Annotated in this window: 22 protein-coding genes and 1 other RNA gene; 11 read left to right on the top strand and 12 right to left on the bottom strand. The window is 61.4% G+C overall.

What is annotated here, in order from left to right; genetic code table 11:
• The first annotated feature begins 68 nt into the window (after positions 1–68).
• The 5 genes from rnpB (at position 69) to Q0K10_RS12515 (ending at position 5,527) form a co-directional block, all read left to right on the top strand.
• Positions 69–433: RNase P RNA component class A (rnpB, locus tag Q0K10_RS12535), an RNA gene on the top strand.
• A 129-nt stretch (positions 434–562) separates the two neighbouring features.
• Positions 563–1,366 (top strand): metallophosphoesterase family protein, encoded by an 804-nt coding sequence (locus Q0K10_RS12530; protein ID WP_294507580.1) that lies wholly within the window; start codon positions 563–565, stop codon positions 1,364–1,366.
• Positions 1,367–1,391: 25 nt separating this feature from the next.
• Positions 1,392–2,441 (top strand): glycosyltransferase family 9 protein, encoded by a 1,050-nt coding sequence (locus Q0K10_RS12525; protein ID WP_294507578.1) that lies wholly within the window; start codon positions 1,392–1,394, stop codon positions 2,439–2,441.
• Entirely contained in the window at positions 2,438–3,409 is a 972-nt protein-coding gene (locus Q0K10_RS12520) for a hypothetical protein (RefSeq protein WP_294507576.1), read from the top strand. The genes Q0K10_RS12525 and Q0K10_RS12520 overlap by 4 nt, the downstream gene beginning before the upstream one ends.
• Before the next feature lie 18 nt (positions 3,410–3,427).
• The gene (locus Q0K10_RS12515) at positions 3,428–5,527 is read left to right on the top strand and encodes a glycoside hydrolase family 36 protein (protein ID WP_294507574.1); all 2,100 of its coding nucleotides are present in this window, start codon (positions 3,428–3,430) and stop codon (positions 5,525–5,527) included.
• Between the two features lie 69 nt (positions 5,528–5,596).
• Here Q0K10_RS12515 and Q0K10_RS12510 read toward each other — a convergent pair whose 3' ends face one another.
• The gene (locus Q0K10_RS12510) at positions 5,597–8,683 is read right to left on the bottom strand and encodes a glycoside hydrolase family 38 C-terminal domain-containing protein (RefSeq protein WP_294507572.1); all 3,087 of its coding nucleotides are present in this window, start codon (positions 8,681–8,683) and stop codon (positions 5,597–5,599) included.
• A gap of 241 nt (positions 8,684–8,924) precedes the next feature.
• Here Q0K10_RS12510 and cysK point away from each other — a divergent pair, with 241 nt between their 5' ends.
• Entirely contained in the window at positions 8,925–9,851 is a 927-nt protein-coding gene (gene cysK / locus Q0K10_RS12505) for a cysteine synthase A (RefSeq protein WP_294507570.1), read from the top strand.
• On the opposite strand, the gene Q0K10_RS12500 is transcribed toward cysK, so the two are convergent.
• Both Q0K10_RS12500 and fusA read right to left on the bottom strand, forming a co-directional pair.
• Positions 9,818–10,870, bottom strand: a complete 1,053-nt coding sequence (locus tag Q0K10_RS12500; protein WP_294507569.1) for a LacI family DNA-binding transcriptional regulator — start codon at positions 10,868–10,870, stop codon at positions 9,818–9,820. The two genes, cysK and Q0K10_RS12500, sit on opposite strands and share 34 nt — an antisense overlap.
• Before the next feature lie 124 nt (positions 10,871–10,994).
• Complete coding sequence (gene fusA, locus Q0K10_RS12495) at positions 10,995–13,007, bottom strand: elongation factor G (RefSeq protein ID WP_294507568.1); 2,013 nt, start codon at positions 13,005–13,007, stop codon at positions 10,995–10,997.
• 245 nt (positions 13,008–13,252) lie between these two features.
• Between fusA and Q0K10_RS12490 the strand changes: the two genes are divergently transcribed.
• The 4 genes from Q0K10_RS12490 to Q0K10_RS12475 are packed head-to-tail and all read left to right on the top strand — an operon-like array spanning position 13,253 to position 16,389.
• Positions 13,253–14,038 (top strand): hypothetical protein, encoded by a 786-nt coding sequence (locus Q0K10_RS12490; RefSeq protein WP_294507567.1) that lies wholly within the window; start codon positions 13,253–13,255, stop codon positions 14,036–14,038.
• On the top strand, positions 14,035–14,787 hold the full coding sequence (locus Q0K10_RS12485; RefSeq protein WP_294507566.1) for a DNA repair exonuclease: 753 nt from the start codon (positions 14,035–14,037) through the stop codon (positions 14,785–14,787). Before Q0K10_RS12490 ends, Q0K10_RS12485 begins: the two co-directional genes overlap by 4 nt.
• 10 nt (positions 14,788–14,797) lie before the next feature.
• Positions 14,798–15,619, top strand: a complete 822-nt coding sequence (locus Q0K10_RS12480; RefSeq protein ID WP_294507565.1) for a histidinol-phosphatase — start codon at positions 14,798–14,800, stop codon at positions 15,617–15,619.
• On the top strand, positions 15,619–16,389 hold the full coding sequence (locus tag Q0K10_RS12475; RefSeq protein WP_294507564.1) for an ElyC/SanA/YdcF family protein: 771 nt from the start codon (positions 15,619–15,621) through the stop codon (positions 16,387–16,389). The genes Q0K10_RS12480 and Q0K10_RS12475 overlap by 1 nt, the downstream gene beginning before the upstream one ends.
• A gap of 40 nt (positions 16,390–16,429) precedes the next feature.
• Here the strand turns inward: Q0K10_RS12475 and Q0K10_RS12470 are convergent, their stop codons facing one another.
• The 9 genes from Q0K10_RS12470 to Q0K10_RS12430 all read right to left on the bottom strand — a co-directional run bounded on the left by Q0K10_RS12470 (position 16,430) and on the right by Q0K10_RS12430 (position 24,591).
• Positions 16,430–17,221: an ATP-binding cassette domain-containing protein gene (locus Q0K10_RS12470; protein ID WP_294507563.1), complete on the bottom strand. Its 792-nt coding sequence runs from the start codon at positions 17,219–17,221 to the stop codon at positions 16,430–16,432.
• Positions 17,218–18,108, bottom strand: a complete 891-nt coding sequence (locus Q0K10_RS12465; protein ID WP_294507562.1) for a prephenate dehydrogenase — start codon at positions 18,106–18,108, stop codon at positions 17,218–17,220. Before Q0K10_RS12465 ends, Q0K10_RS12470 begins: the two co-directional genes overlap by 4 nt.
• Positions 18,109–18,209: 101 nt before the next feature.
• Positions 18,210–19,052 carry a 16S rRNA (adenine(1518)-N(6)/adenine(1519)-N(6))-dimethyltransferase RsmA gene (gene rsmA, locus Q0K10_RS12460; protein WP_294507561.1) on the bottom strand — a complete coding sequence of 281 codons (843 nt, stop codon included), beginning with the start codon at positions 19,050–19,052 and terminating at the stop codon, positions 18,210–18,212.
• The gene (locus tag Q0K10_RS12455) at positions 19,052–19,279 is read right to left on the bottom strand and encodes a zinc ribbon domain-containing protein (protein WP_294507559.1); all 228 of its coding nucleotides are present in this window, start codon (positions 19,277–19,279) and stop codon (positions 19,052–19,054) included. Before Q0K10_RS12455 ends, rsmA begins: the two co-directional genes overlap by 1 nt.
• Positions 19,280–19,315: 36 nt before the next feature.
• Entirely contained in the window at positions 19,316–19,987 is a 672-nt protein-coding gene (locus tag Q0K10_RS12450; RefSeq protein WP_294507557.1) for an alpha/beta fold hydrolase, read from the bottom strand.
• A 9-nt stretch (positions 19,988–19,996) separates the two neighbouring features.
• Positions 19,997–20,950 (bottom strand): substrate-binding domain-containing protein, encoded by a 954-nt coding sequence (locus Q0K10_RS12445; RefSeq protein ID WP_294507555.1) that lies wholly within the window; start codon positions 20,948–20,950, stop codon positions 19,997–19,999.
• A 4-nt stretch (positions 20,951–20,954) separates the two neighbouring features.
• Positions 20,955–21,911 (bottom strand): ABC transporter permease, encoded by a 957-nt coding sequence (locus Q0K10_RS12440; protein WP_294507553.1) that lies wholly within the window; start codon positions 21,909–21,911, stop codon positions 20,955–20,957.
• Positions 21,908–23,353 carry a sugar ABC transporter ATP-binding protein gene (locus tag Q0K10_RS12435; protein ID WP_294507551.1) on the bottom strand — a complete coding sequence of 482 codons (1,446 nt, stop codon included), beginning with the start codon at positions 23,351–23,353 and terminating at the stop codon, positions 21,908–21,910. The genes Q0K10_RS12440 and Q0K10_RS12435 overlap by 4 nt, the downstream gene beginning before the upstream one ends.
• 65 nt (positions 23,354–23,418) lie before the next feature.
• Positions 23,419–24,591, bottom strand: a complete 1,173-nt coding sequence (locus Q0K10_RS12430) for a heparinase II/III family protein (RefSeq protein WP_294507549.1) — start codon at positions 24,589–24,591, stop codon at positions 23,419–23,421.
• Here Q0K10_RS12430 and Q0K10_RS12425 point away from each other — a divergent pair.
• The coding region (locus tag Q0K10_RS12425) for a hypothetical protein (RefSeq protein ID WP_294507547.1) at positions 24,557–24,773 on the top strand (217 nt) is incomplete at its 3' end. The two genes, Q0K10_RS12430 and Q0K10_RS12425, sit on opposite strands and share 35 nt — an antisense overlap.

Raw genomic sequence — 24,773 nt, 5'->3', positions numbered from 1 at the left:
TTCCCGATGCAAAAAAAACGGTTCGGCACTTGTATATTCCACGGAGATGATTATATTAACAGAAGGTACGTCGATTGCGGGCAATCGCGGCCGGGTGTCACAAACATTCCGGCTGAGGAAAGTCCGGACTGCATAGAGCGGGGAGTCCTTTTGAAAAGAAGGATACTGCGGACAATACGCCGCAGGAAGGCCAGTGCAACAGAAAGGATACCGCCCGGATACATCCGGGTAAGGGTGAAAAGGTGGGGTAAGAGCCCACCGGGCGCGTCAGCGAGAGCGGTGCCGCATGGTAAACCCCTCCCGCAGCAAGACCAAATAGAGGGTGAGCCGTTGCTCGCGGCGTTATGAACCCCGGGTTCTGGTCGCACAGACAGATGATTGCCCATCCGCCTCGGGCGGAGGACAGAATCCGGCTTACAGCAGTCGACGTGCCCCTGTTGCGGTATTTCGTATTTTCAGATAAAAATCCGCGCCGGATTTCGGCGGCGGACGGTGCGGGAAGAAGGGGGAGCACCCCCTGACGCCTCCCGCGCCGGGAAACAGTCCGGAGAAGTGGGGTAAGATGGCTAAATATGCGATTCTGAGCGACATCCACGCCAACTATGACGCGTTGAAGGTGGTGCTTGAAAAGTGCAGGGAACTCGAAGTCGACCATTATGTTTCGCTCGGCGACATCGTCGGATACAACGCCGATCCGCAACTGTGTGTGCGCACGGTGTACGAGCTGAACTGCGTCGCCCGGGTTCGCGGCAATCACGATGAGTACACGGCCAACGGCGACATCGAAATCTCCGGCTTCAACCCCCACGCCAAACGAGCCGTTGAATGGACGCGCGCCCACCTCGATGAAAACGAACGTGCCTGGATCGGCAGCGCCCCGTTCCGCGCGACCCTGCAGGGGTGCAACACCACGCTCGTTCACGCCACGCTTGATTCGCCGGAAAACTGGGGATACATCTTCGACGCTCATCACGCGGCCGACAACTTCAACTATCAGTTCACGTCGCTCTGCTTCTGCGGCCACTCGCATGTGCCGGTCGCGTTCTGCAAAAAGCCGATCTCAAGTCATATCGACGAGATCGAGGAGTGGAACTACAACCCGGAACTTGAGGACGACAATTTCGACTACACCCTCGCCGACGAACTGCCGGTCGAGATCAAGATCGGATACAAATATCTCTTCAACATCGGCAGCATCGGCCAGCCGCGCAACCGCGATCCGCGGGCGAGTTTCGCCGTGCTCGACACTGTGGCACGTTATGTCACGCGTTACCGGCTGCCCTACGATATCGCCCGGCAGCAGCAGAAAATCATCGACGCGGGCCTGCCGGAGCGTCTTGCGACCCGCCTCGCGATGGGCAGCTGAGCTTCACGCGACCTTGTTCTGACAAGTGAAGAGCGAAATCAAACGGATTCTGGCGATCAAGCCGAGCAGTCTGGGGGATATCCTCCACGTATTTCCTGCACTGGAACTGCTGCGCAGGGAGTGCCCGGAAGCCGAACTGGACTATCTTGTGCATCCGGCTTTTGCGGAGATTCTCGACTACAGTCCGTTCCCGGTCACGCACCGGATATTGTTCAACCGCAAGCGGCTCGGCCGGCCGCTGACGCTGATTCCGGAATTCGCGCATCTGGTGAAAGAGCTCCGGCGTCGGCGTTACGATCTGATCATCGATTTTCAGGGACTTGTCCGAAGCGCGATTTTCGCGACGGCGGCCAGCGGGGGGCCGGTGGCGGGGTTCGCACATCCGCGCGAACCGGCGGCAAAACTCGGATACCGTCTCGCGTTCGATGTCCCGGCGGGACACGCGGTGGAACGCAATGTGAATCTGGTCAACGCGCTCTTCGGCCGCTCCGATCCGGTTCCCGAACCGTTTCTGCCGGAAAATCCGCAGAATGCGGCAAAACTCCGGGAACTGGTTGTGCCGTTTCCGAAGCAGCTTGTCGCTCTGCTGCCGGGAAGCCGCTGGAAAACCAAAACCTTTCCGCCCGCGTTGTTCGCCGAGGTGATCCGGCGCATTCACGCCGAAGTGCCGGAGTGTGTATTCGCCGTCGTCGGTGCGGCCGGCGACGCGCCGGCCGCGGCGGAGATCCGGCAGGCGGCGGGCAGCGAAGTTCCGCTGCTCGACCTGACCGGGAAAACCTCGCTCGGGGTCATGATGGAACTGCTGCGTTCTTCGCGGCTGGTTCTGAGCAATGACTCCGGTCCGATGCACGCCGCGGCTGCCCTGCGGAAGCCGGTGTTCGGTTTTTTCGGGCCGACCGATCCGGCCAGAACCGGGCCCTACGGCGGGAATCATCGAATCTATCGGGCGGACGTGGCATGCCTGGGCTGTCTGAAACGGAACTGTCCGGAAGCGCCCCCCGCCTGCCACCGGCTTGACGCTGCCCGTATCGCCAACGATTGCATCCAAACTCTGGCAACAGGAGAAACAACATGATCAAAATCATCTGCCAAGCTCTTCTCATCTGCGGCGCGGTGCTGACCGCGTCGGCGCAAATCGGCATGGATCTCACGCTGAACCGCACCAACTATATCCAGTTCGAACCGATCTACGCATGCGTCACGCTGAGAAACGACACCGCCCGGCCGCTGCTCTTCGGCAAGAACCCGAAACTCCAGGGCTACATCCTGTTCGAAGTAACCGACCAGCGCGGAAACATCGTGCCCAAACGGCCGGGGATGGAACTGTCCGTGCGCGGCCTGGTTCTGGAGCCGGGGCAGATCAAGCGCATGATTGTGCCGATCAACCGTTACTACCAGCTTGACCGGACGGGGGTCTACCGGGTTCACGCCTACGTCTCGCACTCGATGCTGCCGAGCGAATACAAAACCGTGGATCTGAAATTCAACGTCGAGCCCGGAATCTCGGTCTGGAAACAGACCGTCGGCGTTCCGGACCTGAATCCGCAGGGGGATCCGAACGCGGTTTCGGTCGAGCGCACCTACAACATCCGCTCGATCACGGAAGGTGCGACGAAAGCCTATTATCTTGTGATCGAAGACAGCAAGAAAATCTACTCCGTCATCCGGATCGGCAAAGCGGTCGGCTACGAGCGGTTCTCGGTTCAGGTGGACATGCTCAGCCGGATTCATCTGCTCATGCCGCTTTCGCCGAAAGTGTTCCAGTACCTGGCCTTCTCCGTTGACGGCAAGCCGGTCGCGAACCAGTATCGCAAAATCTCCAGTACGATCCCGATGCTGTTCCGCAACCCGGACACCGGAATCGTCACGCTTGTCGGCGGAGAAACCGCCCGTGCGGGGGTCGACTTCGCCGATCCGAGCGCGGGTCTGGTCAAGGCCGCCGATCTGCTTTCGGAAGAAGATGCCGCCGCGACCGGAAATTCGGCCCCGCCACCGAAAGCGCCTGCGGCGCCGGGGCTGGTCGACCTGGGGAAAGACCTCTGAACGAAGGAGATGTAACTCATGAGCATCGTGGAACTTTCCCGTTTTCCGGTCGGAGACACGGAGCTCCGCTATCGGCACGATCCGAAAAGCGGCCGGGTGGAACTGACCCTTGCTTCCGCCGGAGCTCCCGACCGGGAAACGGTTCCGGAGGAGTCGCCCGTGCCGCTGGCGGAAGTCAAGATCCGCGGCGACCACAATACCTGCGGCTTCGGGGCGGGACGTACGATGCGGGAGAACGGCTCGACCGAGTCATTCCGCTTTCGCGACCAGAAAGTCGGCGACCGGGAGATCGTCACCACTCTCGCAGATCCGCGCGGATACGAATTGATTCACCGCCTCTCCTGGCGGAACGAAACGCCGGTTTTCACCGTGCGGATCGAATTCCGCAATTTGTCGGACCGGCCGGTCGTGCTTGACATGATCGAAAGTTTCGCGATCGGGGGCATCGGTCCGGAAACGGCGGAGCAGCAGTCCGGCCGGATCAAGCTGCACCGCTTCCGCTCGAACTGGAGTGCGGAGGGGTATCATGTCTGCGACACGGCCGAAGCGCTCCATCTGGAACGCTCTTGGAGCGGACACTCGATCAACTGCGAACGGTTCGGACAGATCGGCACCATGCCGGTACGTGGATTTCATCCGTTCGCGGCAGTGGAGGACACCGCGGCCGGACTCTTTTACGGAGTTCAGCTCGCCTGGGCCGGATCGTGGCAGATCGAGTTTTCGCGCCGCCGCAACTTCAGTTTCAGTCTCTCCGGCGGGCTGGCGGACCGCGAATTCGGCCATTGGAGCAAAACCATCGCGCCCGGGGAGAGTTTCTCCGCGCCGGAAGCGTTCCTTGCGTGTTCCACCGGGGGATTCGAGGCGCTGTGCGAACGGCTGCTCGCGGAGCAGGAGGCACGACTCGACGTGCCGGAATCCGAGGAGGAGCTGCCGATCATCTTCAACGAATGGTGTACGACCTGGGGGAATCCGACCGAAAAGAGCATCCTTGCGATCGCCGATAAGCTCCGGGGAACTCCGGTGCGTTACTTTGTGATCGACGCCGGATGGTTCAAGACGCCCGGCACGGAATGGTTCAACTCGCAGGGGGACTGGATTCCGAGCGGCGAACTCTTCCCGGACGGGATCCAGGCGACGGCTGAGCGGCTGCGCGAACGCGGTTTCCGTCCCGGAATCTGGTTTGAATTCGAAGTGTGCGGCCCGGGCAGCCGGGCATTCACGGAGCAGGAGAAGCATCATCTCACGCTCGACGGAATTCCGATCTTCCCTGATCGTCATTTCTGGAATCTGAATGATCCGGAAGCGGTGGCCTATCTGGAGGAGCGAGTTGTCCAGATGCTGCGGAAGAACGGGTTCGGCTATGTAAAGGTCGACTACAACGAGACCGTCGGCTTCGGCTGCGACGATCCGGACTCCCCCGGAGAAGGGCTGCGGCGTCAGGTGCTCGGAACCTGTCGGATGTTCCGGCGTCTGCGCGAAGCCAACCCGGGGCTCGTGATTGAAAACTGCTCCTCGGGCGGCCACCGGCTGGAGCCGTCGATGTTCGCTCTGAGTTCGATGTCTTCGTTTTCGGACGCGCATGAGGAGCCGGAAATTCCGGTGATCGCGGGGTCGCTCCACCGGCTCATGCTGCCGCGTCAGTGTCAGATCTGGGCCGTTGTGAAACCCGAACACGATCAGAAGAAACTTGCATACATTCTCTCATCGGCCATGCTCGGACGGTTCTGCCTCTCGGGGGACGTTCTCGGGCTGTCCCCGGAACAGTGGGAACTGACCTGCCGGGCGATGGAGTTCTACCGCCGGCTCGTTCCGGTATTGAAACACGGTTCCAGCAGACTCGCAACGATGATGGGACCGGCATGGCGGCAGCTGCGCGGGAACCAGCTCCTGATCCGCCGCAGCGCGGACGGCACGGAGGCAGCGCTCTTCCTGCACGTATTCAATGATCCGCCTTCGCAGATCGCATTCCGTCTGCCTGCGAACGGCGAATGGCGGATTCTCGAAGAATTTGCCGCGCCGGGAACGGGAACCGCCTCGATCGTCGGGAACGAGTTCCGGCTCGACGCGCCTGCCGCCATGAGCGGCCGGGTGGTTAGAATCGGGCTCGCCAACCGGTAAAAGCAAAGAAAAAAACAGGCCGTCCGCAAATCGTTCTCCGGTTTGCGGACGGCCTGATGTGTATGATGTTCAGCGTGTCCGGCGCACCTTGAAGGTGCGGATGTCGAACGGCCGGAAGTCGAGTTCGACTTCGCCGTTCCGGAACTCGCGGGAATCAAGCTCTTCCCATTCGATGAGGTTGGTCTCGATGAGCCGGACATCTTTCAGCGTTGTGCAGAGCCGGGTGCGCGAAGCCGACCCTGCGGTCTCCACGAGCCGGATCACGAGATCGTCGCTCTTCTCCGCCTTCTTGACAACCTCAAGAGAAACGGATCCGCCCAGCACCGAGAACGGCACTTCCGCGGTCAGCCGGCGGCCGGCAAACTGCAGCGGGGGGCGGTTCAGCTGCGCGGCCTCGCTCCAGACATTCGATTCGGCAAGGGCTCCGACATGGGGCAGATAGGCGTAAGTGAACACCTGGCGTCCCTGATCGGCATTCCAGTCCGGATATTTCGGCGAACGCAGCAAACACAGATCAAGGTTCCCTTCGTTTGTACGGTAACCGTACTTGCAGTCGGTCAACATCGCGACACCGTATTTCCCGGCGGAGAAATCGACGTAACGATGCCCCACGACCTCGAATTTCGCCATATCCCAGCTCGTGTTCGAATGGGTCGGGCGCTTCACATAGCCGTACTGGATTTCAAATGCGGCCTCGCCGGCGCTGACCGCCACCGGGAAATTCACGCGGAGCATGCGGCGCGATTCGTGCCAGTCGACCTCCGTTTCGAAGTCGAGCCGCTTCGAGTTCGCCGCAAGACGGACCGTCTGCCGGATAAACGAGGCGTTTCCAACCTTCCACTCGAATGAAAGCGTCGACTCGACCGAACCGGAAACACGCTTTGAATGCGAAATCAGTTCCGCACCGGTCCGCTGTTCCTGCTCGTAGAACAAATCCACATCCCACGCCTCAAAGGTGTTCGGACGGTCGACGTAGAGATTGAAGACGTTGCCGTTTTCGCCGGGGCGAAGCGTCTCGCAATCGGCCTCTTTGTCAAAGGCGCGAACAAGTTCTCCGCGGGCGTCGAACTCATACCGGACCAGCAGGTTCTCCAGCACCAGGGAGTGACTCTCCTCAACGGCGGCTGCGCGTTTCGCGCCGCGTTTCCAGACCGCGGCACCGGAAGCCGGAATCATCCCGGCCGCGCGACGCCCCTGAACTTCGACGGCGTTTCCGGCAAGATCGGTGATTTCGCAGTCGGCCCAATCCTCCGGCAGTTCGACCGGATTCGTGTACGGCGTCGAAAGCGTGTTGACGAGCGTCAGCGCATCCGACTCCGGAACCGTGATCAATTCCGCCGCCCGGGCGATGAGACGGCCGCACACCTCGAAGAGTTCCGCATGCTGCTTCTCGGTCACGGCATAGACCTTCCCGATGGAAGATCCCGGGATGATATCATGGAACTGATTGATGAGAAGCGTCTTCCACGCCTTGTCGAGCTCAGCCGCCGGATACTCCGAAACCGGAGCCATCGAGCAGATAAACTCGGTCGCTGTCAGAAGCTGTTCGAGTTTGCGGTTGTTGCGCTTCGTGCGGGCCTGCGTGGTCAGCGTACCGCGGTGCATCTCCAGGTACAACTCACCGACCCAGCGGCAGAGTTTGCGGTTCTTCACGGCGTCGCTCGCGGCGAGACGCTCGAAGAACTTGTCGGCGCGGCCGAACTTGACCTTCGGCATTCCCTCCATATTTTCGAGCAGCAGAGCGCGTTCCAGGTGCTCTTCCTTCGGACCGCCGCCGCCGTCGCCGATGCCGAAAAGGCTGATGAACTCATCGAGCTGATCCGACTCCTTGAAGCGGTTCTGCGCCGCGCAGAGTTCCGTCGGCAGCACAAACGCATTGTAGGTGTCCTCCGGCGGGAAGTGGGTCAGAACTTCGGATCCGTCGATGCCCTCCCAGAAAAACGTGTTGTGCGGAAAGCGGTTGAACTGATTCCACGAAATCTTCTGCGTCAGGAAGAAATCGCAGCCGCTCTTCCGGATGATCTGCGGCAGCGCGGCCGAGTAGCCGAACACGTCCGGAATCCAGAGATTCTTCACGTCAAACCCGAACTCGTCCATGTAGAAGTTCTTGCCGTGCAGGAACTGCCGGACCATCGACTCGCCGGAAATCAGATTGCAGTCGGCCTCGACCCACATGCCGCCCTGAAGCTCCCAGCGCCCTTCGGCCACGCGACGGCGGATCTTTTCGTAAAGTTCGGGATAATGCTCCTTCACGAACGCGTAGTGCTGCGGCTGCGAGGCGCCGAACACATATCCCGGATATTTCTCCATCATGTCGAGCTGATTGGCGAACGTGCGCGCACACTTGCGGATCGTCTCCCGCACCGGCCAGAGCCACCCCGTATCGATATGCGCATGACCGACCAGGCTCGCCTTCATCGCCGACCCGAGCGCCGGAAGAGAAAGCATTTTTGCAAGCGGCCTGCGCGCCGCCGCCGCGTTGGCCGGATCGTCGGCATAGGCGTTGACCGCCTCGTTCATGGCTGCGAGCAGCTTGCGGCGGCGGTAGTCGTTCTCGGGAAGCGTCTCATAATAATTCAACAGCAGCTCCAGCTCGATCCGCATGTGCCAGAGCTCGGTATTGAAGAGACCGATCCGCATCGTCTTGACCTTGCCGGGGAAATACCCCTCCGGCTTTTCGATGAGCCGGTGCGGTTCCTCATCCATAAATACGCCGAACAGCGAATTTGCGGCCGCCTCCACGTAAAGATCCAGCCGCCCGTCCTTCAGAAAATCCGGCGGGAACTGGCAGTATTCCTTCGTGTAGTGCGCATTGATGACGCTGTTTCCGGTCAGTGCGAACGCCGGAACGCCTTCCGCGTCGAACACGAGACTTTCTCCGGAGAGATTCAGCTGCATCGCGACCGGTTTTCCCTTCCACGCTTCCGGGAGCTCCGCCGTGAGATGGAACCAGGCGCTGTCCCACGCCTCGCCCCAGTCTTCGCCGGTCTTGATCGGCTTATACTGCAGCTTCAGCCGGTCGACCCAGCGGACCGGCTCTTTGCTGTGTGCGAACTCCGCCTGAATCTCCCGCGCGTCGGAAAGCAGATCCGGCTCGCAGCGCCGCAGAAAGCGCTGGCAGCGGTCAAGGTACAGTTTCATCTCTTCCTGTCGCATTTTTCTCCTTTATATCTGGGATTGCGTAACAATACAACCGATTGCATTTTCTCAATAATGTACATCCGCAAACGGGAAATGCAATCGCGGGAGTTCGAGGAAATCGCGATTTTTCCGCCAGCAGGCCGCAGTCCGGGCTCGAATTGCAAAAAACGCCCCCCGGAGTTATATTATCAGATGAAGAAAAGCACCGGCACGGAATCATGCCCGGCCGGATTCAGCCCTGGAAGGAGAAGAGACCATGGGACACATCGCCAACAATGTCGCTGAACTGATCGGTAATACGCCGCTTGTCCGAATCAACCGGCTCAACGATGGAAATGCGGAAATTCTCGTTAAACTCGAATCGGCCAATCCGGGCGGCAGCGTGAAGGACCGCGTCGGCCTCGCGATGATCGAAGAAGCCGAAAGATCCGGCGCCCTCCGGCCCGGCGCGCTCATCATTGAGCCGACCAGCGGCAACACCGGCATCGGCCTTGCGCTCGCAGCCGCCGTCAAGGGATACCGATTGATCCTGACCATGCCGGAAACCATGAGCATCGAACGGCGCAAACTGCTCGCCGCCTACGGCGCGGAGGTTGTTTTGACCGACGGAGCGCTCGGCATGCAGGGCGCAATCGCAAAAGCCGAAGAGCTCCGGAACGCGAATCCCGGCAGCTTCATCCCGCAGCAGTTCGCCAATCCCTCGAATCCCGCGACTCATCTTGCGACCACCGGGCCGGAAATCTGGGCGGATGCCGACGGAAAGATCGACGCCTTCGTCGCCGGGGTCGGAACCGGCGGAACCATCACCGGGGTCGGCCGCTGTCTGAAGGAGCACAATCCCGACATCCGGATCGTCGCGGTTGAGCCGGACACCTCCGCCGTGCTCTCCGGCCGGCCGGCCGGACCGCACAAACTTCAGGGGATCGGCGCCGGCTTCATTCCGGAGGTGCTTGACCGCTCCGTCATCGACGAAGTCGTGCCCGTCAGCGCGGAAGACGCGGGAGCAACGGCCCGGAAGTGTGCGCGCACGGAAGGGATCCTCATCGGGATTTCCGGCGGTGCGGCGCTCTCGGTCGCGCTCGGCATGAGCCGGAAACCGGAGTGGCGCGGTAAAACCATCGTCGTACTGCTCCCCGACTCCGGCGAGCGTTATCTCTCGACCTGGCTTTTCGACACGCTCTGAGATTCGCCGAAACGGCCGGGCCGCAATACCGGGCGGACGATCACCGCCCGCCCGGGCGGCTCTTCGCCGCGCAGCAGGGCGCAGAGAAGCTCCACCGTCCGGTGGCCGACCTCCTCGAAACACAGATCCACCGTTGCCGGACGAGGTGCGAGCTGAATCAGCGCCGCATCGTCCGCTCCACAACCGATCACATGGCGCAGTTCAAGACCGCGAGCGCCGCCGCCCAGCTCGCGCCACACTCCGGTCAGGGCTCCGTCCGAGCAGAAAAACGCTCCGGTCGGCGCATTCGGGCCGTGCAGAAAACGCCCCGCCAGAATCCGGTTCGCAACCGCGGGGGAATGGGCGGAAATTCCCGGCACGGAAAACTCCGTCACCTCCATCCGGCAGCTGTGCGCAATGCGGCGGAATCCGGCCGCTCGACGCCGATACTCCGCATCGGTCGCGTCGGGATTGAAGACCGCAACCCGCCGATGCCCCTGCCGGAACAGAAACTCCGCCGCAATCTCTCCGGCCCGGACACCGTCCCACGTCACCAGCGGATCGGTCGCGCCGCCCTCCTCCGGCACACCGCAGCAGGAGACCATCCGGACGCCGCGCAGCAGGCCTTCCGCCGAAACAGGCAGTGCTCCGCCGTACACGATCAGCCCGTCGCAGCTGCGAGAGTCGAAATTTTCCGGCAGAGCTCCCCCCTCCCCCGCGCCGAGCAGCAACAGCCGGAGACGGCGCGCCTCCAGCGCCCGTTCGATTCCCTCCAGCAGCCGCGGAATTCCCGGTCGCGCCAGAAAACGGCGCAGCAATCCGCCTCCGGGGTGAAGAAATGCGATGTTTCCCGTTTTCACCCCGATCCGCTCCCCGGTTTTGGGACCGGGGCGATGCACATCCGGCACGAATCCCGTTTTCGCCACCGCAGCGCGAATCCGGGCCGCCGTCGCCGCCCCGACCCGCCCGGGACGATTGAAATAGTTCGATACCGAACTCACACTCACCCCGGCCATCCGGGCAATGTCCGCGATCGTCATACCTCTCCTCTCATACTCCGCAAAATATGACTGCAACCATGTAAAATAATGCTGGAATTTTACACGCCGCAGCAAAAAAACGGGAGACGAAACCGCCTCCCGCGTTGCCGTAAGCCCCGACGTTCTACTCGGCTTCGGCCTCCGCCTGATGTTTGGCGATGATCTCGTTCGCGACGTTCGCCGGAACCTGTTCGTAGCGGACGAAATTCATCTCAAAAGAGCCGCGTCCCTGGGTCATACTGCGCAATTCGGTCGCGTATTTCCGCATTTCGGCGTAGGGGACTTCGGCGGCGACCACTTCCATACCCTCCTCGACGCTCATGCCGAGAATCCGGCCGCGCTTGTGGTTCAAATCACCGGTGATGTCGCCCATGTACGCATCCGGAATATGCACGTCGACGTGCATGACCGGTTCAAGCAGAACAGGTTTCGCCTGGGCCATCGCCTCCTTGAAGGCCATGCGGCCGGCGATCTTGAACGCCATTTCATTCGAGTCGACCGGATGGTACTTGCCGTCGTAAACGGCGACGCGCACCTTTTCGACCGTGCAGCCGACCAGCGGGCCGCTCTCCATGGTCTCGGCGACGCCCTTTTCGACCGCCGGGATGAAGTTCTTCGGAATCGTTCCGCCGACGACCTCGTTCACGAACTCGTACCCCGCCTCGTTCGGAGCGATCCGGAGGAACACTTCCGCGAACTGCCCCGCGCCGCCGGTCTGCTTCTTGTGGCGGTAATGCCCTTCACCCGGAGCGGTGATCGTCTCGCGGTACGGCACTTTCGGCGTATCGAGAACCGCTTCGACCTTGAACTGATCCTTCAGCCGCTTCGCAACAATCGCGAGGTGCTGATCCCCCATGCCGGAGAGCAGGAACTCATGCGTGATTTCGTCCCGACGAAGCCGGACGGTCGGATCACATTCGCGAATCTTCGCGAGCCCGGCCGCGATCTTCTCGTCGTCACCGGACTTCGCGGCCGAAACGGCGTAGGACATGACCGCATCCGGATATTCGATCCCCGGCAGCGGCGTTTCGTTCTGAACAGCCGAAATCGTGTCGCCGATGTGCGTATCCTTGAGCTTCGCAACCGCAAAGATTGCGCCCGGCCCGGCCTCCTTTACCGGAGTCTGGTTTTTGCCGTTCATGAAGAGCAGCGAGCCGAACCGCTCCTTGACTCCCGGCCGCGACAGATTGTAAACATCGGTGTCGGCCTTGAACACTCCGGAGACAGTCCGGACAAAGGTGAGCTGACCGCTGAACGGATCGTTCAGGCTCTTGAACACAATGCCGATCGGCGGACAATCCTCGCCGATCTTGCGCTTGGCACCGTCGACCGTAACGTAGTTGAGCGGCGACGGGAAAAGCGCGACGATCGCATCCATGAGTTCCGTAATACCGATATCCTTGACCGAACTGCCGGCGAACACCGGGATCGTGCGGCCGCTCTTGATCGTCTTCAGAAGCCCGGTGTGAATCTCCTCGTCGGTCAGCTCCTCGCCGTCGAGGTAGCGCATCATGAGCTCGTCGTCGGTCTCGGCGATCGCGTCGAGCCAGAGTCCGCGGCATTCGGCCACGTCATCCGCGATCTCGGCCGGGATGTCCTTGTCGAACAAAACGTTGACCACCCGGCTGAAGTTCGCCTCCGAACCGACCGGCCAGTAGAGCGGAATGATGACGTTTTTCCCATGATTCCGGCGCATCTGCTCCAGCGTGGCCTTGAAGTCGGCCCGTTCGCGGTCGAGACGGTTCACGATGCCGAAGCGCGGAATGCCGCGCTGTTTCGAGAGTTTCCAGGCGCGGGCCGTACCGATCTGCGGACCGTCCACGGCGTCAACCACCACGAGCGCGGCGTCGGCCTCGCGCACGGCGGCGACGTATTCCCCGATGAATTCGGCATATCCGGGAGTGTCGACGAAGAAGAACTCATCGCCCTTCCACTTGCAGTTCATCACGGAGGAGTAGATGCTCGAACCCTTTTCCTGTTCGTCAGCCATGAAGTCGGAGACGGTGTTTTTCGCCTCGACGCTGCCCGGCCGCGGAATCGCCCCGCACTTGAAGAGCATCAGTTCGCAGAGCGTGGTTTTCCCGCAGCCGGAATGTCCGGCGACAACGAAATTTCTGCACTCGGTGGCTTTGGTCATAGACTCCTCCCTTTATGTTTGGATTTGCATTCCGTAATAGACAATTTTGGAAGAACTCGCACCCGGTTTTCCCCTCCGGGCTGTTTTACTACTAGCATCATCATTTTGAAAATACAACCCTGATTTCCGGCGAAAACAAAAAAAAATCATTTTTTCCGGCGGCAACTTTACAAAAACGGGGCGAAGTGCTATGTTACACAAGGCTGTTTCTTCCATCGGGACATGCCGGTTTTGAGGGACATCACATGCACGATCTCCACATTCATACGAACCTGTCGAGCTGCGCGAGGCCGGATTCCGAACCCGCCGGTTATCTTGCGGAAATCCGCCGCAGATCCTTCCCGGTCATCGGATTCGCCGACCACCTGTGGGACGCCGATGTGCCGGGCGCGAGCGACTGGTATCGCCCGCAGGACATTCCGCATGTGCTCTCGCTGCGGCGGGAACTTGCAGACGTCACGATTCCCGGCACCCGGCTGCTCGTCGGATGCGAGACGGAATATATCGGCAACGGAGTGGTCGGGCTCACGCCGGAACATGCGGCGCTGTTTGATTTCGTCCTCGTCCCGGCCAGCCACATCCACATGGAGGGGTTCGTGCGTCCGGAGGGGATGACACGATCCGATGAACTCCGCAAACTGCTCGTCGACCGGTTTCTCGAAGTGTGTGAGATCGATTTCGCCTTCGGCATCGCGCATCCGTTCGTGCCGGTCGGATTCTACAACCGCGCGGAAGAGCTGCTCGCCGGAATCCCCGATCCGCTCTTCGAAGAGTGTTTCCGCGCGGCCGCGGAAAAACGCAAATCCATCGAGCTGAATCTCTCCGCGATCACGCGTCTCCCCGCCGGAGCACTGCGTGAATACGAACGGATCATGATCATCGCGCGCGAATGCGGCTGCCGCTTCCACGTTGGTTCGGACGCTCACGGCCTCGGAGGATTCGGCGAGGAGCTCTTCCGCGCCGGAGGAGAGTTCGCTCTGCGCTGCGGCATCGCACTGCCGGACAAACCGGCCGGGTTGGAGGGGGCATGAGTTTCCGTTTTATCCACGCCGGAGATCTCCACCTCGGATTCCCGTTCGACCGTCTGGAAGGGGTCACCCCGGCGGAGGCCGCGCGTCTCCGGGCGGGGCTCTTCGCCGCGTTCGACCGGCTCATCGATGCTACCGTCGCGGGAGATGCCGATTTTCTGCTGTTCGCGGGAGATGTGTTCGACCGGAATTTTCACTGTACGGAGAGCAGGAGGCGGTTCCTCGAAGCGATGCGGCAACTTGAAAAATCGGGGATCCGGGTGCTCATCGCCGCAGGAAATCACGATCCGCTGCCCGAATGGGAGATCGCGCCGCTGCTTCCCCGCAACGTCCGGCTTTTCAGCACGGAGCCGGAAATCGAACGCTTCACCTTCGACGGCGAACCGCAGAAAGTTTCGGTGGCGGGAGTCAGCCATGGGAGCCGTCTGGTCACGGAGAATCTTGCGGCCGGCGAAGCCCGGCTTCTCGCCAATGAACCCGGATTCCGGATCGGCCTGGTTCACGCGAACGTCGGAACGCAGCCCTATGCCGCCCCCGTGCCGCTGGAGGAACTTGCGGCAGCTCCGGTCGACTACTGGGCGCTCGGCCACATGCACCGGCGAAAGCTGCTTTTGTCCCGGCCGATGACGGTCTACTGCGGTTCGATCTTCCGACTGGAACGCGAGGGAAACGAGTGGTACGCGGTCAACCGGATCACCGTCAGCGGCAGCACCATCCACCAGGAGCTCCTGCCGCTTGGAACTCACAATTGAGGTACTGAAAATGAATTTCGGAGAAAGAATCAATTTTCATACACACACCGCCCGCTGCGGTCATGCGAGCGGCGCAGTCGACGAATACTGCCGGGAGGCGGTGAAGCAGGGGATTTCCGTGCTCGGATTTTCGGATCACGCACCGTTTCCGGACGGGCGGTTCGGGAGTTCCCGCATGGAATTTTCCGAGTTGACGGAGTATCGACTTGATCTCTCACGCATGCGGCGACTCTTCCCGGAGCTGTGCATTCTCACCGGGGTGGAAGTCGATTTCGTCCCCTCTCTCGGGCGGGGATTTTATGAGGACACTTATTCGAGCGGCAGCCGGTTCCACTACCGGATTCTCGGACCGCACTTCACGGATCCGCCCGGGATCGGCGGCGGATCGCCGACTTCGCCGGAACGGACACGCGCCTTCACCGACCTCATCATCGAGGCGATGGCGACGGGGCTCTTCGACTATGTCGCGCATCCGGACATGTTCCTCGCGGCATACCCGTGCTGGAGTCCGGAGCTGCGTTCGCTCGCCGTGGAGTTGGCAGAGGCGTCGAACACATTCGGCATCCCGTTCGAAATCAACGCATACGGTCTGCGCAAACTTTGGGTCGACACCCCGGAAGGACGTCGTCCGCAGTATCCGTGGAGATGCTTCTGGGAGGTCATGGCCGAATACAACGTCCAGGCGGTCGTCGGCTCCGACGCGCACCGTCCCGTCGACGTCTGGGGCAACACCGAAGACGCAATCGCCTTCGGCGCGGAACTCGGGCTCGTTCCGCAGAACGCGGCCCTTGCGGAGAAAATCCGCAGCAGAATGCGTGCCGGAGAAGCGTGATGTTTCTGCTGATGGCGAAAAAGCTGATCGCCCGGCTGTTCTTCCCGGTGCCGTTCCTTCTGCTTGTGCTCGCGGCCGGCCTCGCACTCGTACTCTGGCCGAAACTCGGCACCCGCTGCCGGAAGGCGGGAAACGCGCTGCTCGTCACAGGAGTGCTGCTTCTCCTCATCGGATCGCTCGCGGGGCAGCTCCTGCTGCACACGCTGACCGGAGTCTATCCGCCACTGAAGCCGGAGGAGCTGCCGGAAGAAAATTACACCATCGTCGTTGCGGGACACGGGTTTCACGCCGAGTCCGGCGTTCCGCCCGAGCGCTGGTTCGACGACGAGATGCAGTTGCGGCTGCACGAGGCTGCACGCATCGGCCGGGTGCTCGGAGAACGGAAGATCCCGTACCGGATCGTCGCATCCATCACGGGGAAACACGATGCCCCCGGGCGGAAACGTGAGGCGCTCAACGCATTTCTGGGACATTACGGCATCCCGCCGGAACGCATCGCCTTCCTCGAGAACGCGCTGAACTCCCGGCAGGAGGTTCAGGCATTCACGAAGGAACCGGGTCGGAAAATTCTCGTCTCGGAGGCGTACCACATGCCACGGCTCATGATGCTCTCCGACCGGTACGAACTCAATGCGCTTCCGGCACCCGCCACGCGGGTCAGCGGAAATGCGGGCGGAATCCTCAAAATTGTCCCCTCGGCCGAGAATCTGAGCGACTGTGAACGCGCCGTCTACGAGTACCTCGGCATGCTTGAATACCTGATCTTCTAAGCGATCGGAGGTTCGATTCCCCTCCCGGCCCCCGGATCGGCTATTCGAGCATCGCCCAGTAGCGGCCGGCCTTGTTCTTCCAGAGCTTGATCGGCAGCCCGTAGGCGGCGCTCAGGACCTCCTCGCGCAGAATCTCATCGCGCTCACCGCTCTCGACAATCCGTCCTTTCGCAAGGATCATCCCCCGGCTGAAGACCGGCAGAATGTCCTCGATTCGCTGCGTGATGAAGATGATGGTCACCTCGGGGAGTTTTTCCGCAATCTGGCGGATCTCCTCGAGCAGGAATTCGCGCCCGGCCATGTCGAGATAGACGCTCGGCTCGTCGAGGATGACCAGATCCGGTTTCGTCAGCAACGCACGCGCGATCATGATCTTGACCTGCTCGCCGCTCGACATCGTGAAGATCTCCTGATCGGTCAGGTGCGCGCAGCGGAATCGTTCCATCAGCGCCTTGGCCGTATCGATCTCCTCGGCAGTCGCCTTGCGCGTGAGCCCGAGCGTGCCGTCGAATCCGGAGAGAACCATCTCCAGTCCCGTGCTCTCGGTATTCGTGAACTGGTTCATGAAGGGACTGACCCAGGCGATCCGCTTGCGCAGTTCTACGAGGTTGGTCTGTCCGAACCGGTGGCCGAGCACTTCGACCTTCGCACCGAATTTCGGCCACGCATAGCCCATGAGCGTCTTCACGAGCGTGGTTTTGCCGGCGCCGTTCGCACCGAGGATGAAGCACCGGCCGCCTTTTTTGACCTGCCAGTGCATGTCATGGATGATTTCGCGGCCGCCGAGACGGACAGACGCATTTTCAATATTGATTGCTAATTCCTTGTTCATTCCCGTTTCCTGCTCTTGTATTCCAGCCAGCTGTCGCGCAGCAGTTTACCGTGGGCGAACTCCCGCTCGAAGGAGTCGAAATCGCCGGCTTCGATCATCCGGCGGTAGGCTTCGTATCTGCGGTCGAAATCGCGCATGGCAACCAGCACGGCGTCACGGTTGTTCTCGATGATCTCGCGCCACATGAGCGGCGAACTCGACGCGATGCGCGAGGTGTCGCGGAATCCGGTAGCACAACCGCGGAACCGTTCAAGCCGCAACTCCTCATCCGGCGCGTCGAGAATCGAAAGCGCCAGCGCCGAGGCGAGGATGTGCAGAACATGACTCGTATGCGCAACGAGGTCGTCGTGTCGTTCCGCCGAGATGCGGGAGGTCTTCGTGCCGACCGACCGCCAGAGGCGTTCAACCAGTTCAACCGCCTCCTCCGGCGAATCCCCGCCGGGGCAGACGAAAACATCGGCATTGCGGTAGAGCGTCGGGAACGCCGACTCGGGACCGGACTTTTCGGTTCCGGCCATCGGGTGGCCGCCGACGAAATGAACGCCGAACGGTTTGAGTGCTTCCGCCGCCCTCATCACCCCGGACTTGCAGCTGCCGATATCGCTCACAACCGAGCCGGGGCGGAAGCAGTGCGCATACTCTTTGAGATACCGTTCGATCTCAGGGAGCGGAAGGGCAAGAATCGTCAGATCCGCCTTGCCGAGAACCTCTTCAAGTGAGTCTTCGCACTCGTCAAGTACATCGCAGTCGACCGCCCAGCGGCGGATGCTTTCCCGTCGCGTCCAGCCGGTCCGGCGGAACGCTCCGCCGCGCAGCGCCATCCCGAGCGAAGCGCCGAGCAGTCCAAGCCCGATGATCGCAACTACCGTGTTCCGGGGTTGATCCATAGTTCCATATTCCTCTGGTAAATCCTTTAATATACCATGAATCCCGCCCGGTTGCAACCCGTTTCCCGAAAGAAACCGTGATTCCGCGCCGGAGACGTCCATCACGACCGCGGACCGGGCAGATCAAAAAGACGGCGGGTCAATGCGGCGAACTGCGCCACCGTGAGCTTGTCCGGGCGGATCTCCGGCGGCAGATCCATCGCCGCGAGCGCTGTCGCGGCCCGCTCCTTCCCGTAGTTCTGCCCGAGCACTTTGCCCATCTGCTTTCTCCGCTGTGCAAATACGGTCTTGACCACTCCGGGCAGCAAACGGCAGAGCTCCGGATCATCCCCGTCTCCACCGTGCCGCAGCCGGAACGAAACGATCGCGGAATCGACCTCCGGCGGCGGGAAAAATACCTCCGGAGGCACGATTTTCTCAAGTTTCACCTCGTATCTGAGCTGCGTCCGCACCGACAACGCTCCGTAATTCTTCGTTCCCGGCGCCGCGCTCAGCCGCTCCCCCATCTCGCGCTGAAGCATGAAGAACATCGACTCCGGCGGCCGCGGCAGATCGAGCATCCGCGCGATGAAAATCGTACTGATCGAATAAGGAAGATTCGCAATCGCCCGGAACTCCCCTCCCCCCAGCAGCTCAACGTAATCGACCCGGCACGCGTCGGCCTCGGTCAGATGGAAGTTCTCCTTCTCAACGTGCGCGCGCAAATATTCCGCGATGCGGTGGTCGAACTCCACCGCATACACTTCCGCACCGCTCTTGAGCAACCGGGAGGTCAGCGCGCCGAATCCCGGCCCGACCTCAAGGATCTTCTCCCCCTTCTTCGGCGCGCTGAGACGCACGATGAAGTCGAGCAGATTCCCGTCCAGCAGAAAGTTCTGCCCGAGCCCCCGCCCGGGACGCATCCCGATCGACTCAAGCGCCGTAAGCAGCTGCTGCTTGTTCATCAGTGACCGCCGCAGCCGCAGTTCCCGCAGCACTTGTGGCCCGACGGGCAGAGATCCCGATTCGCGCACGAACCGGCTCCGCCGTTCAGCACCGCGCCGAAGCGGCTCGGGAGTTTCTCCATCCCGGACGAACCGCACTTCGGACACTCCACCTCAGAGTCGAAACGAGCCACGAGCAGTTCACATTCCGTTCCGCAATCGCGGCATTTGTAATTGAAAATCGGCATAAAACAATCCTTTCCAGAAAAATTTTCCAAACAGTTTCAATGGAGGAACCGGCCGGTCTCGAGAAATGCAAGAATCTGTCCGCGCGCCTCCGGCAGAAACAAAATATTCACGTGCCGCGCATGCACAATCCCATGATCGCTCATCCCGTCAAGTTTGGTCGACTCCACGGAGACCTTTCCATCGGCATCTCCCGCGATGATCCCGATCTCAAACCCGCGCGGAACCGGCAGAGACCGGCAGAGCGCCCCCTCCCGGTTCGACAGCTCGTCGAGCGGACGCACCAGAAGTTTCGACGGCGGGAAATTCCGCGCCACATCCTCCGCCATCTGCGACCCGTGGTTCGGCGGAGCGACCATGACCACGCGGTCGATCTTCTCCGCCATCGGCGTCCCCTCGAATTCCGCAAGCGCCACCCGGGTCAGCAAGCCGCCCATGCTGTGCGTCACCAGGTCGACCCGCTTTTCCGGCAGCTCCCGCAGGAACTCCGCGAACATCCGCCCGTGCGCGACGATCCCGCGCCGCGTGGTCTTGTAGTCATACACATAGACCGGATATCCGCGTTCATTCAGAAATTTCGCGAGACTCCGCATGACGATGCCCCGGTGCAGCAACCCGTGCACAAGTACCACGGGCACAAGATCATCCCGCCCCGGAAAGTGCTCGAAATGACGGCGCCCGAGCGCGTATGCCGCAAGTGCCGGAATCATCGTCATCCTTCAGTAAATCGAATCCGGGAAATAATATTCCGACGCGTTCTCCGGCGTGACCACTTCGGAGGGAATCACGATCTTCGCCTCTTTCGCCTTCCCGCCGTTCTTCAGCCCCGCGATCGCCGATTCGATGCCGATTTCGATCATCTTCGGCGGATACGTGACCGTCATCTGGACGACCGGATCGCGGTCGAGCACGCGCTTCACAATCGCCTTCGCGCCCCCGCCGCCGAGCATGAGCTTCACATCCTGCCGCTTCGACTCTTCGAGCGCCTTCAACGCGCCGATGAGAACATCGTCATCCCCGACCCAGACCGCGTCGATCTTCGGATATTTCTGCAGGAAGTTCTCCATGAGCTTCAGTCCCTTCTCGGTGTCCCAGTAGGCGGACTGGGACTCGAGCAGCCGGATGCCCGGATTCTTCGCGATCTCGGCCTTGAACGCCTCGACCCGGTCGGTGTTCACAACGCACGGAATTCCCTCCATCACGAGGATGTCGCCCCTGCCGTCGAGCGCCTTCACGAGCGCCTGGGCGGCCGTGCGGCCGAATCCGGCGTTGTCGCCGGCCACATAGACGTCCTGAATCGGCTTCTCGAGCCCGCGGTCGACCGTGACCAGAAAGACCCCCTCCCGTTTCGCCATATCACAGACGTTCGTCAGCGGCCCCGGCTCCTGCGGCAGAACGACCACCGCCTTCACCCCCTGCACGAGCAGATTTTCAATCTTGTTGACCTGCTCGGAGGCGTCGCGCGCGGTCGAGATGATGATTTCGAAATCAGGATTCGCGGCCTCAAGCTTCTTCTTCGCGCTCTCGGCGCTGTAGATCACACCGCCGGTCCAGCCGTGATCGGCCGCCGGTATCGACACGCCGATCTTCGTCTTCTTTGCCTTCGCCTCTCCGCACGACACAACCGCGAACGCCAGCAGCGCCGCGCCGAACAAGGAAAACAACTTCTTCATAAAATCAATCCTTCCGTTTGTACTGGATGAGTACGGCTATGATGATGACCAGTCCCTTGACCGTCCCCTGCAAGTTGACTGAGATTCCCCACATGTCGAGCACGTTCGAGACAATCCCGAGCAGCAGCACGCCCGCGAGCGTCCCCGGAATCGTCGCCTTTCCGCCGGTCATCGCCGTTCCGCCGATGATGACCGCCGCAATCGCGTCGAGTTCATACGAGAGCCCCGCTCCCGAGCTGCTGACCGAATTGAGCCGCCCGCCGAGCAGAAACGCACTCAGCCCCGCCAGCCCGCCGACCAGAACGTAGGTCCAGAACTTCACCAGCCCCGTCCGGATCGCCGAGTAGTATGCGACCCGCTCGTTCGAACCGACCGCGCAGACATGCCGCCCGAACCGTGTGAGCTTCAGCACCACAGCAAGGCACGCAGTCAGTACAAAAAGCAGAATCGTCGGCAGCGGAATTCCTCCGAACTCCGCCATCCCGCATTTCTGGTAAAGCACATTGTCCGTGCGCACCAGCCCCGCGTTCGAAAAGTAGAGCGCGAGCGACCGGAAAATCGACATCGTCCCGAGCGTCACGATGAACGGCTGCACCCGGGCCGCACCGACCAGCACTCCATTCAACGCTCCGCCGATCACGCCGACCCCGAGCGCGGCCCCGAGCCCCGCGACGAGCTGCACGCTCTCCGGTCCGCCCGCCGCATTCATCGCAAAGAGCGAAACCACCCCCGCCAGTGCAAAGAGTGAACCGACCGCCAGATCGATCCCCCCCGCCGCGATCACGAAAGTCATTCCGAGCGCGATGATGCCGCTGTACGACACCTGGCGCGTGATGTTCACCAGATTCTGCGGCGAGCGGAAGTTCTCGTTCGAAATCGCCGCCGCAACGAGAAACACGACCAGCGCAATCCACACGCCGCCGGAATCCCGGACGCTTTTCCAATTGATCCTGCCCTTCATCGATCCACTCCGATTGCCAGATACATCAGTTCCTCCTGGGTCAGCTTCTCCCCGGACCGGAAGCCCGCGACCCGCCCCTCGCGCATGACCATGACCGTGCGGCACATGCCGAGAATCTCCTCCATGTCCGAGGAGATCAGCAGACACGCCACGCCGTCGTCGGCGCACTTCCGGATGAATTCATAAATGTCGCGCCGCGCCGCAATGTCCACGCCGCGCGTCGGTTCGTCGAAAATAAAGATTCGCGGTCGCGTATCGAGGCCTTTGGCCATCGCGACCTTCTGCTGATTGCCGCCGGATAGTTCGCTCAAAAGCGCTCCCGGACGGTTCGGCTTGATCTGAAACTCGTGTCCGTAACGTTCCGCCGCCTCCCGGATCGAGGCCGGGCACAGCAGCCCGCCACGGCAGTAGCGCGCAAGCGACACGAGCGTGATGTTCTCCCCGATCGAGAATCCCGGCAGAATCCCGCTCCCCTGCCGGTCCTCCGGCAGATACGAGAGTCCGGCCGCCACCGCGTCGGACGGACGGCGGAACTTCACGGGTCTGCCGTCCACGCGGATCGTGCCGCCATCGACCCGGCGCAGCGCCATGATCGCCTCCGCCATCTCGGTCCGCCCCGCGCCGGCCAGCCCCGCCACGCCGAGGATCTCCCCGTGCCGCAGCGTGAAACTCACATCGTGCACGGCCCGGCCGCTTTTGAGATGCTCGACTTCCAGTGCCGGTCCGCCCGGCGGATTCGCCGGGGGCTCCGGAAACATGTGCGAGAGCTCCCGCCCCACCATCCGGCGCGCCATCTCGGCCGGATCGAGTTCCGAAGCGGGGGAGACGCTCACGAGCACCCCGTCGCGCAGAACCGCGATCTCATCGCAGATCTCACGCACTTCGGCCAGCTTGTGGGAGATGTAAATGATCGATCCGCCCGCGGCCTTGAATTCGCGCATGATCGCGAAAAGCCGCCGCGTCTCCTCCTCGTTCAGGATCGTGGTCGGCTCGTCCATCAGCAGCAGCCGGTGGCTCTCATCGAGCGCCTTGGCAAATTCAACCATCTGTTTGCCGGAAGGCGGCAGTTCGGAGACGAGCGCATCCGGATCGATCTCGACGTTCAGTTTCCGGAATCTCCGCTCGGCCTCCCGCCGCATCGCCGCACGGTCGAGCAGACCGAAACGGCTCTTTTCGCGCCCGAGAAAGATGTTCTCCGTGACGGTCAGATCCGGGACGAGGTTGAACTCCTGCGGGATCCAGCCGATCGAGACGCCCGGATCGATCGAAATCGTCCCGGAGGTCGGACGCACCACCCCGGTGAGACACTTTGTGAAGGTCGACTTTCCGGCGCCGTTCTCGCCGATGAGTCCGAGAATGCGCCCCGCGTCGAGCGAGAGCGACACGTGGTCGAGCGCCGTTTCGGCATCGTAGCATTTCGTCAGATTTTCTACCCTGAGCACCGGAACCTTCCCCCCTGATTGCAATTCTGATAATATACGTTCAGACGGCCGGTTTTGCAAATTTTTTATTCCGGCAGAAAGTGCACGACCAGTTCGATCGTTCCGCTTTCCGGGCTCTCCGTTTCAAAGCTCACCATTTTCGCGCGGGGGTTCGGGGATTCAAACGGTTTGCGCAGCTCTTCAGCCGGGACGATCTTCCACGCGCCCGGATGGTTTTTCTTCAGAATCAGCGACTTCTTCCCGTGCCGGAGACGGAGCGATCCATCCGGAAGCGCCTCGGGCCCGGACTCCGTGCACATCTGCCAGCTGACCGAGACGCCCGGCGCAAGACCGGTGAGCCGATCCCGGATCTCCAGCGCCCTCCCCGGCAGAAGCGTCACCCGGCGCGTGACCCGCCGCGCCGCCGGAGTGTAGAGCGCGGTCAGATCCATCTTTGCCGACACGTCCGTGCACTCCGTGAAACGCGCCTTCCCCTTCACATTCTGCGGCGCTCCGTCGATGCGCAGGATGTTGTGACTCTCCGGCCCGAGCCGGAACAGTTTCCAGCGGCCGCTCTCCTGGCGGGAGTCCCACAGATCCGGGATCGCCGCCTCGATCTTCGTGTAGTTCTCCATTCCGAGATCGACCGCCCATCGATATCCGCCCGTTTCAAACACGAACGAACCGCCGTCCATATGGCCGTGCGGTCCGGAAGGCGCACCTCCCTTGAGCCCGACCCACGCCGCATTCGCCGTCTGGTCCGAACGCAGAACCGCAATCGGCACAAGCGCCTTGTCTCCGCTGTAATAGGAGAGCGGCACGCTCCGCGCCTCGCCGGACTCCCTCAGGTAGAGCAGCGAAAGCGGCAGCAGCCGGTTCCCGGTTCGCCCGCCTTCAGGCCGCGCCTTCGCATAATTCTGAAACAAATTCCGCTCGACCCCGTCGAACCAGTCGGGGCGATTGAATTTCTCCGCAAGGTAAACCACTGCAAATGAAGGCCCCCGCCCGAGAGAACAGTCCGCGTAGTTGAACGGCTTCCCCGTCGGCCCGGTCGTCGCCCGGATGAAATCCCCCGTCTGCGAAAAGCCGGACTGCGCCGACAAACCGAAATCCTCCCCGAACCCGGCGTCGAGCAACCCCAGCAAAACAGCGGTGAACTCCGTTCCATATCCCCAGTACATCGGCCCCTCGGGATAGGTTCCGTTCGGGAAATAGCTCGCCTTCATGGAACGCGGCAGATTCTCGACCGCGCGTTTCACGGTCTTTTCCGCAAGTTCCGGTTCAAGTTCGACGACGCAGAGCGCCCCGGCCACCATCCCGGCGTGGCAGACCGGATTCCAGTTGTTGCTGCCCGTGATCCACCACTATTATGAAAAAGTCAAGAGACTGACCCTTTCTTTGGTTATATTTTTTCTGTTATTTGTTAAACTCCGCCTCAAAG

This window comes from uncultured Victivallis sp., from assembly GCF_944391105.1.
GTDB lineage: Bacteria > Verrucomicrobiota > Lentisphaeria > Victivallales > Victivallaceae > Victivallis.
Note: the sequence above shows the minus strand (reverse complement) of the source record. Positions and strands in the feature narration are given on the sequence as shown.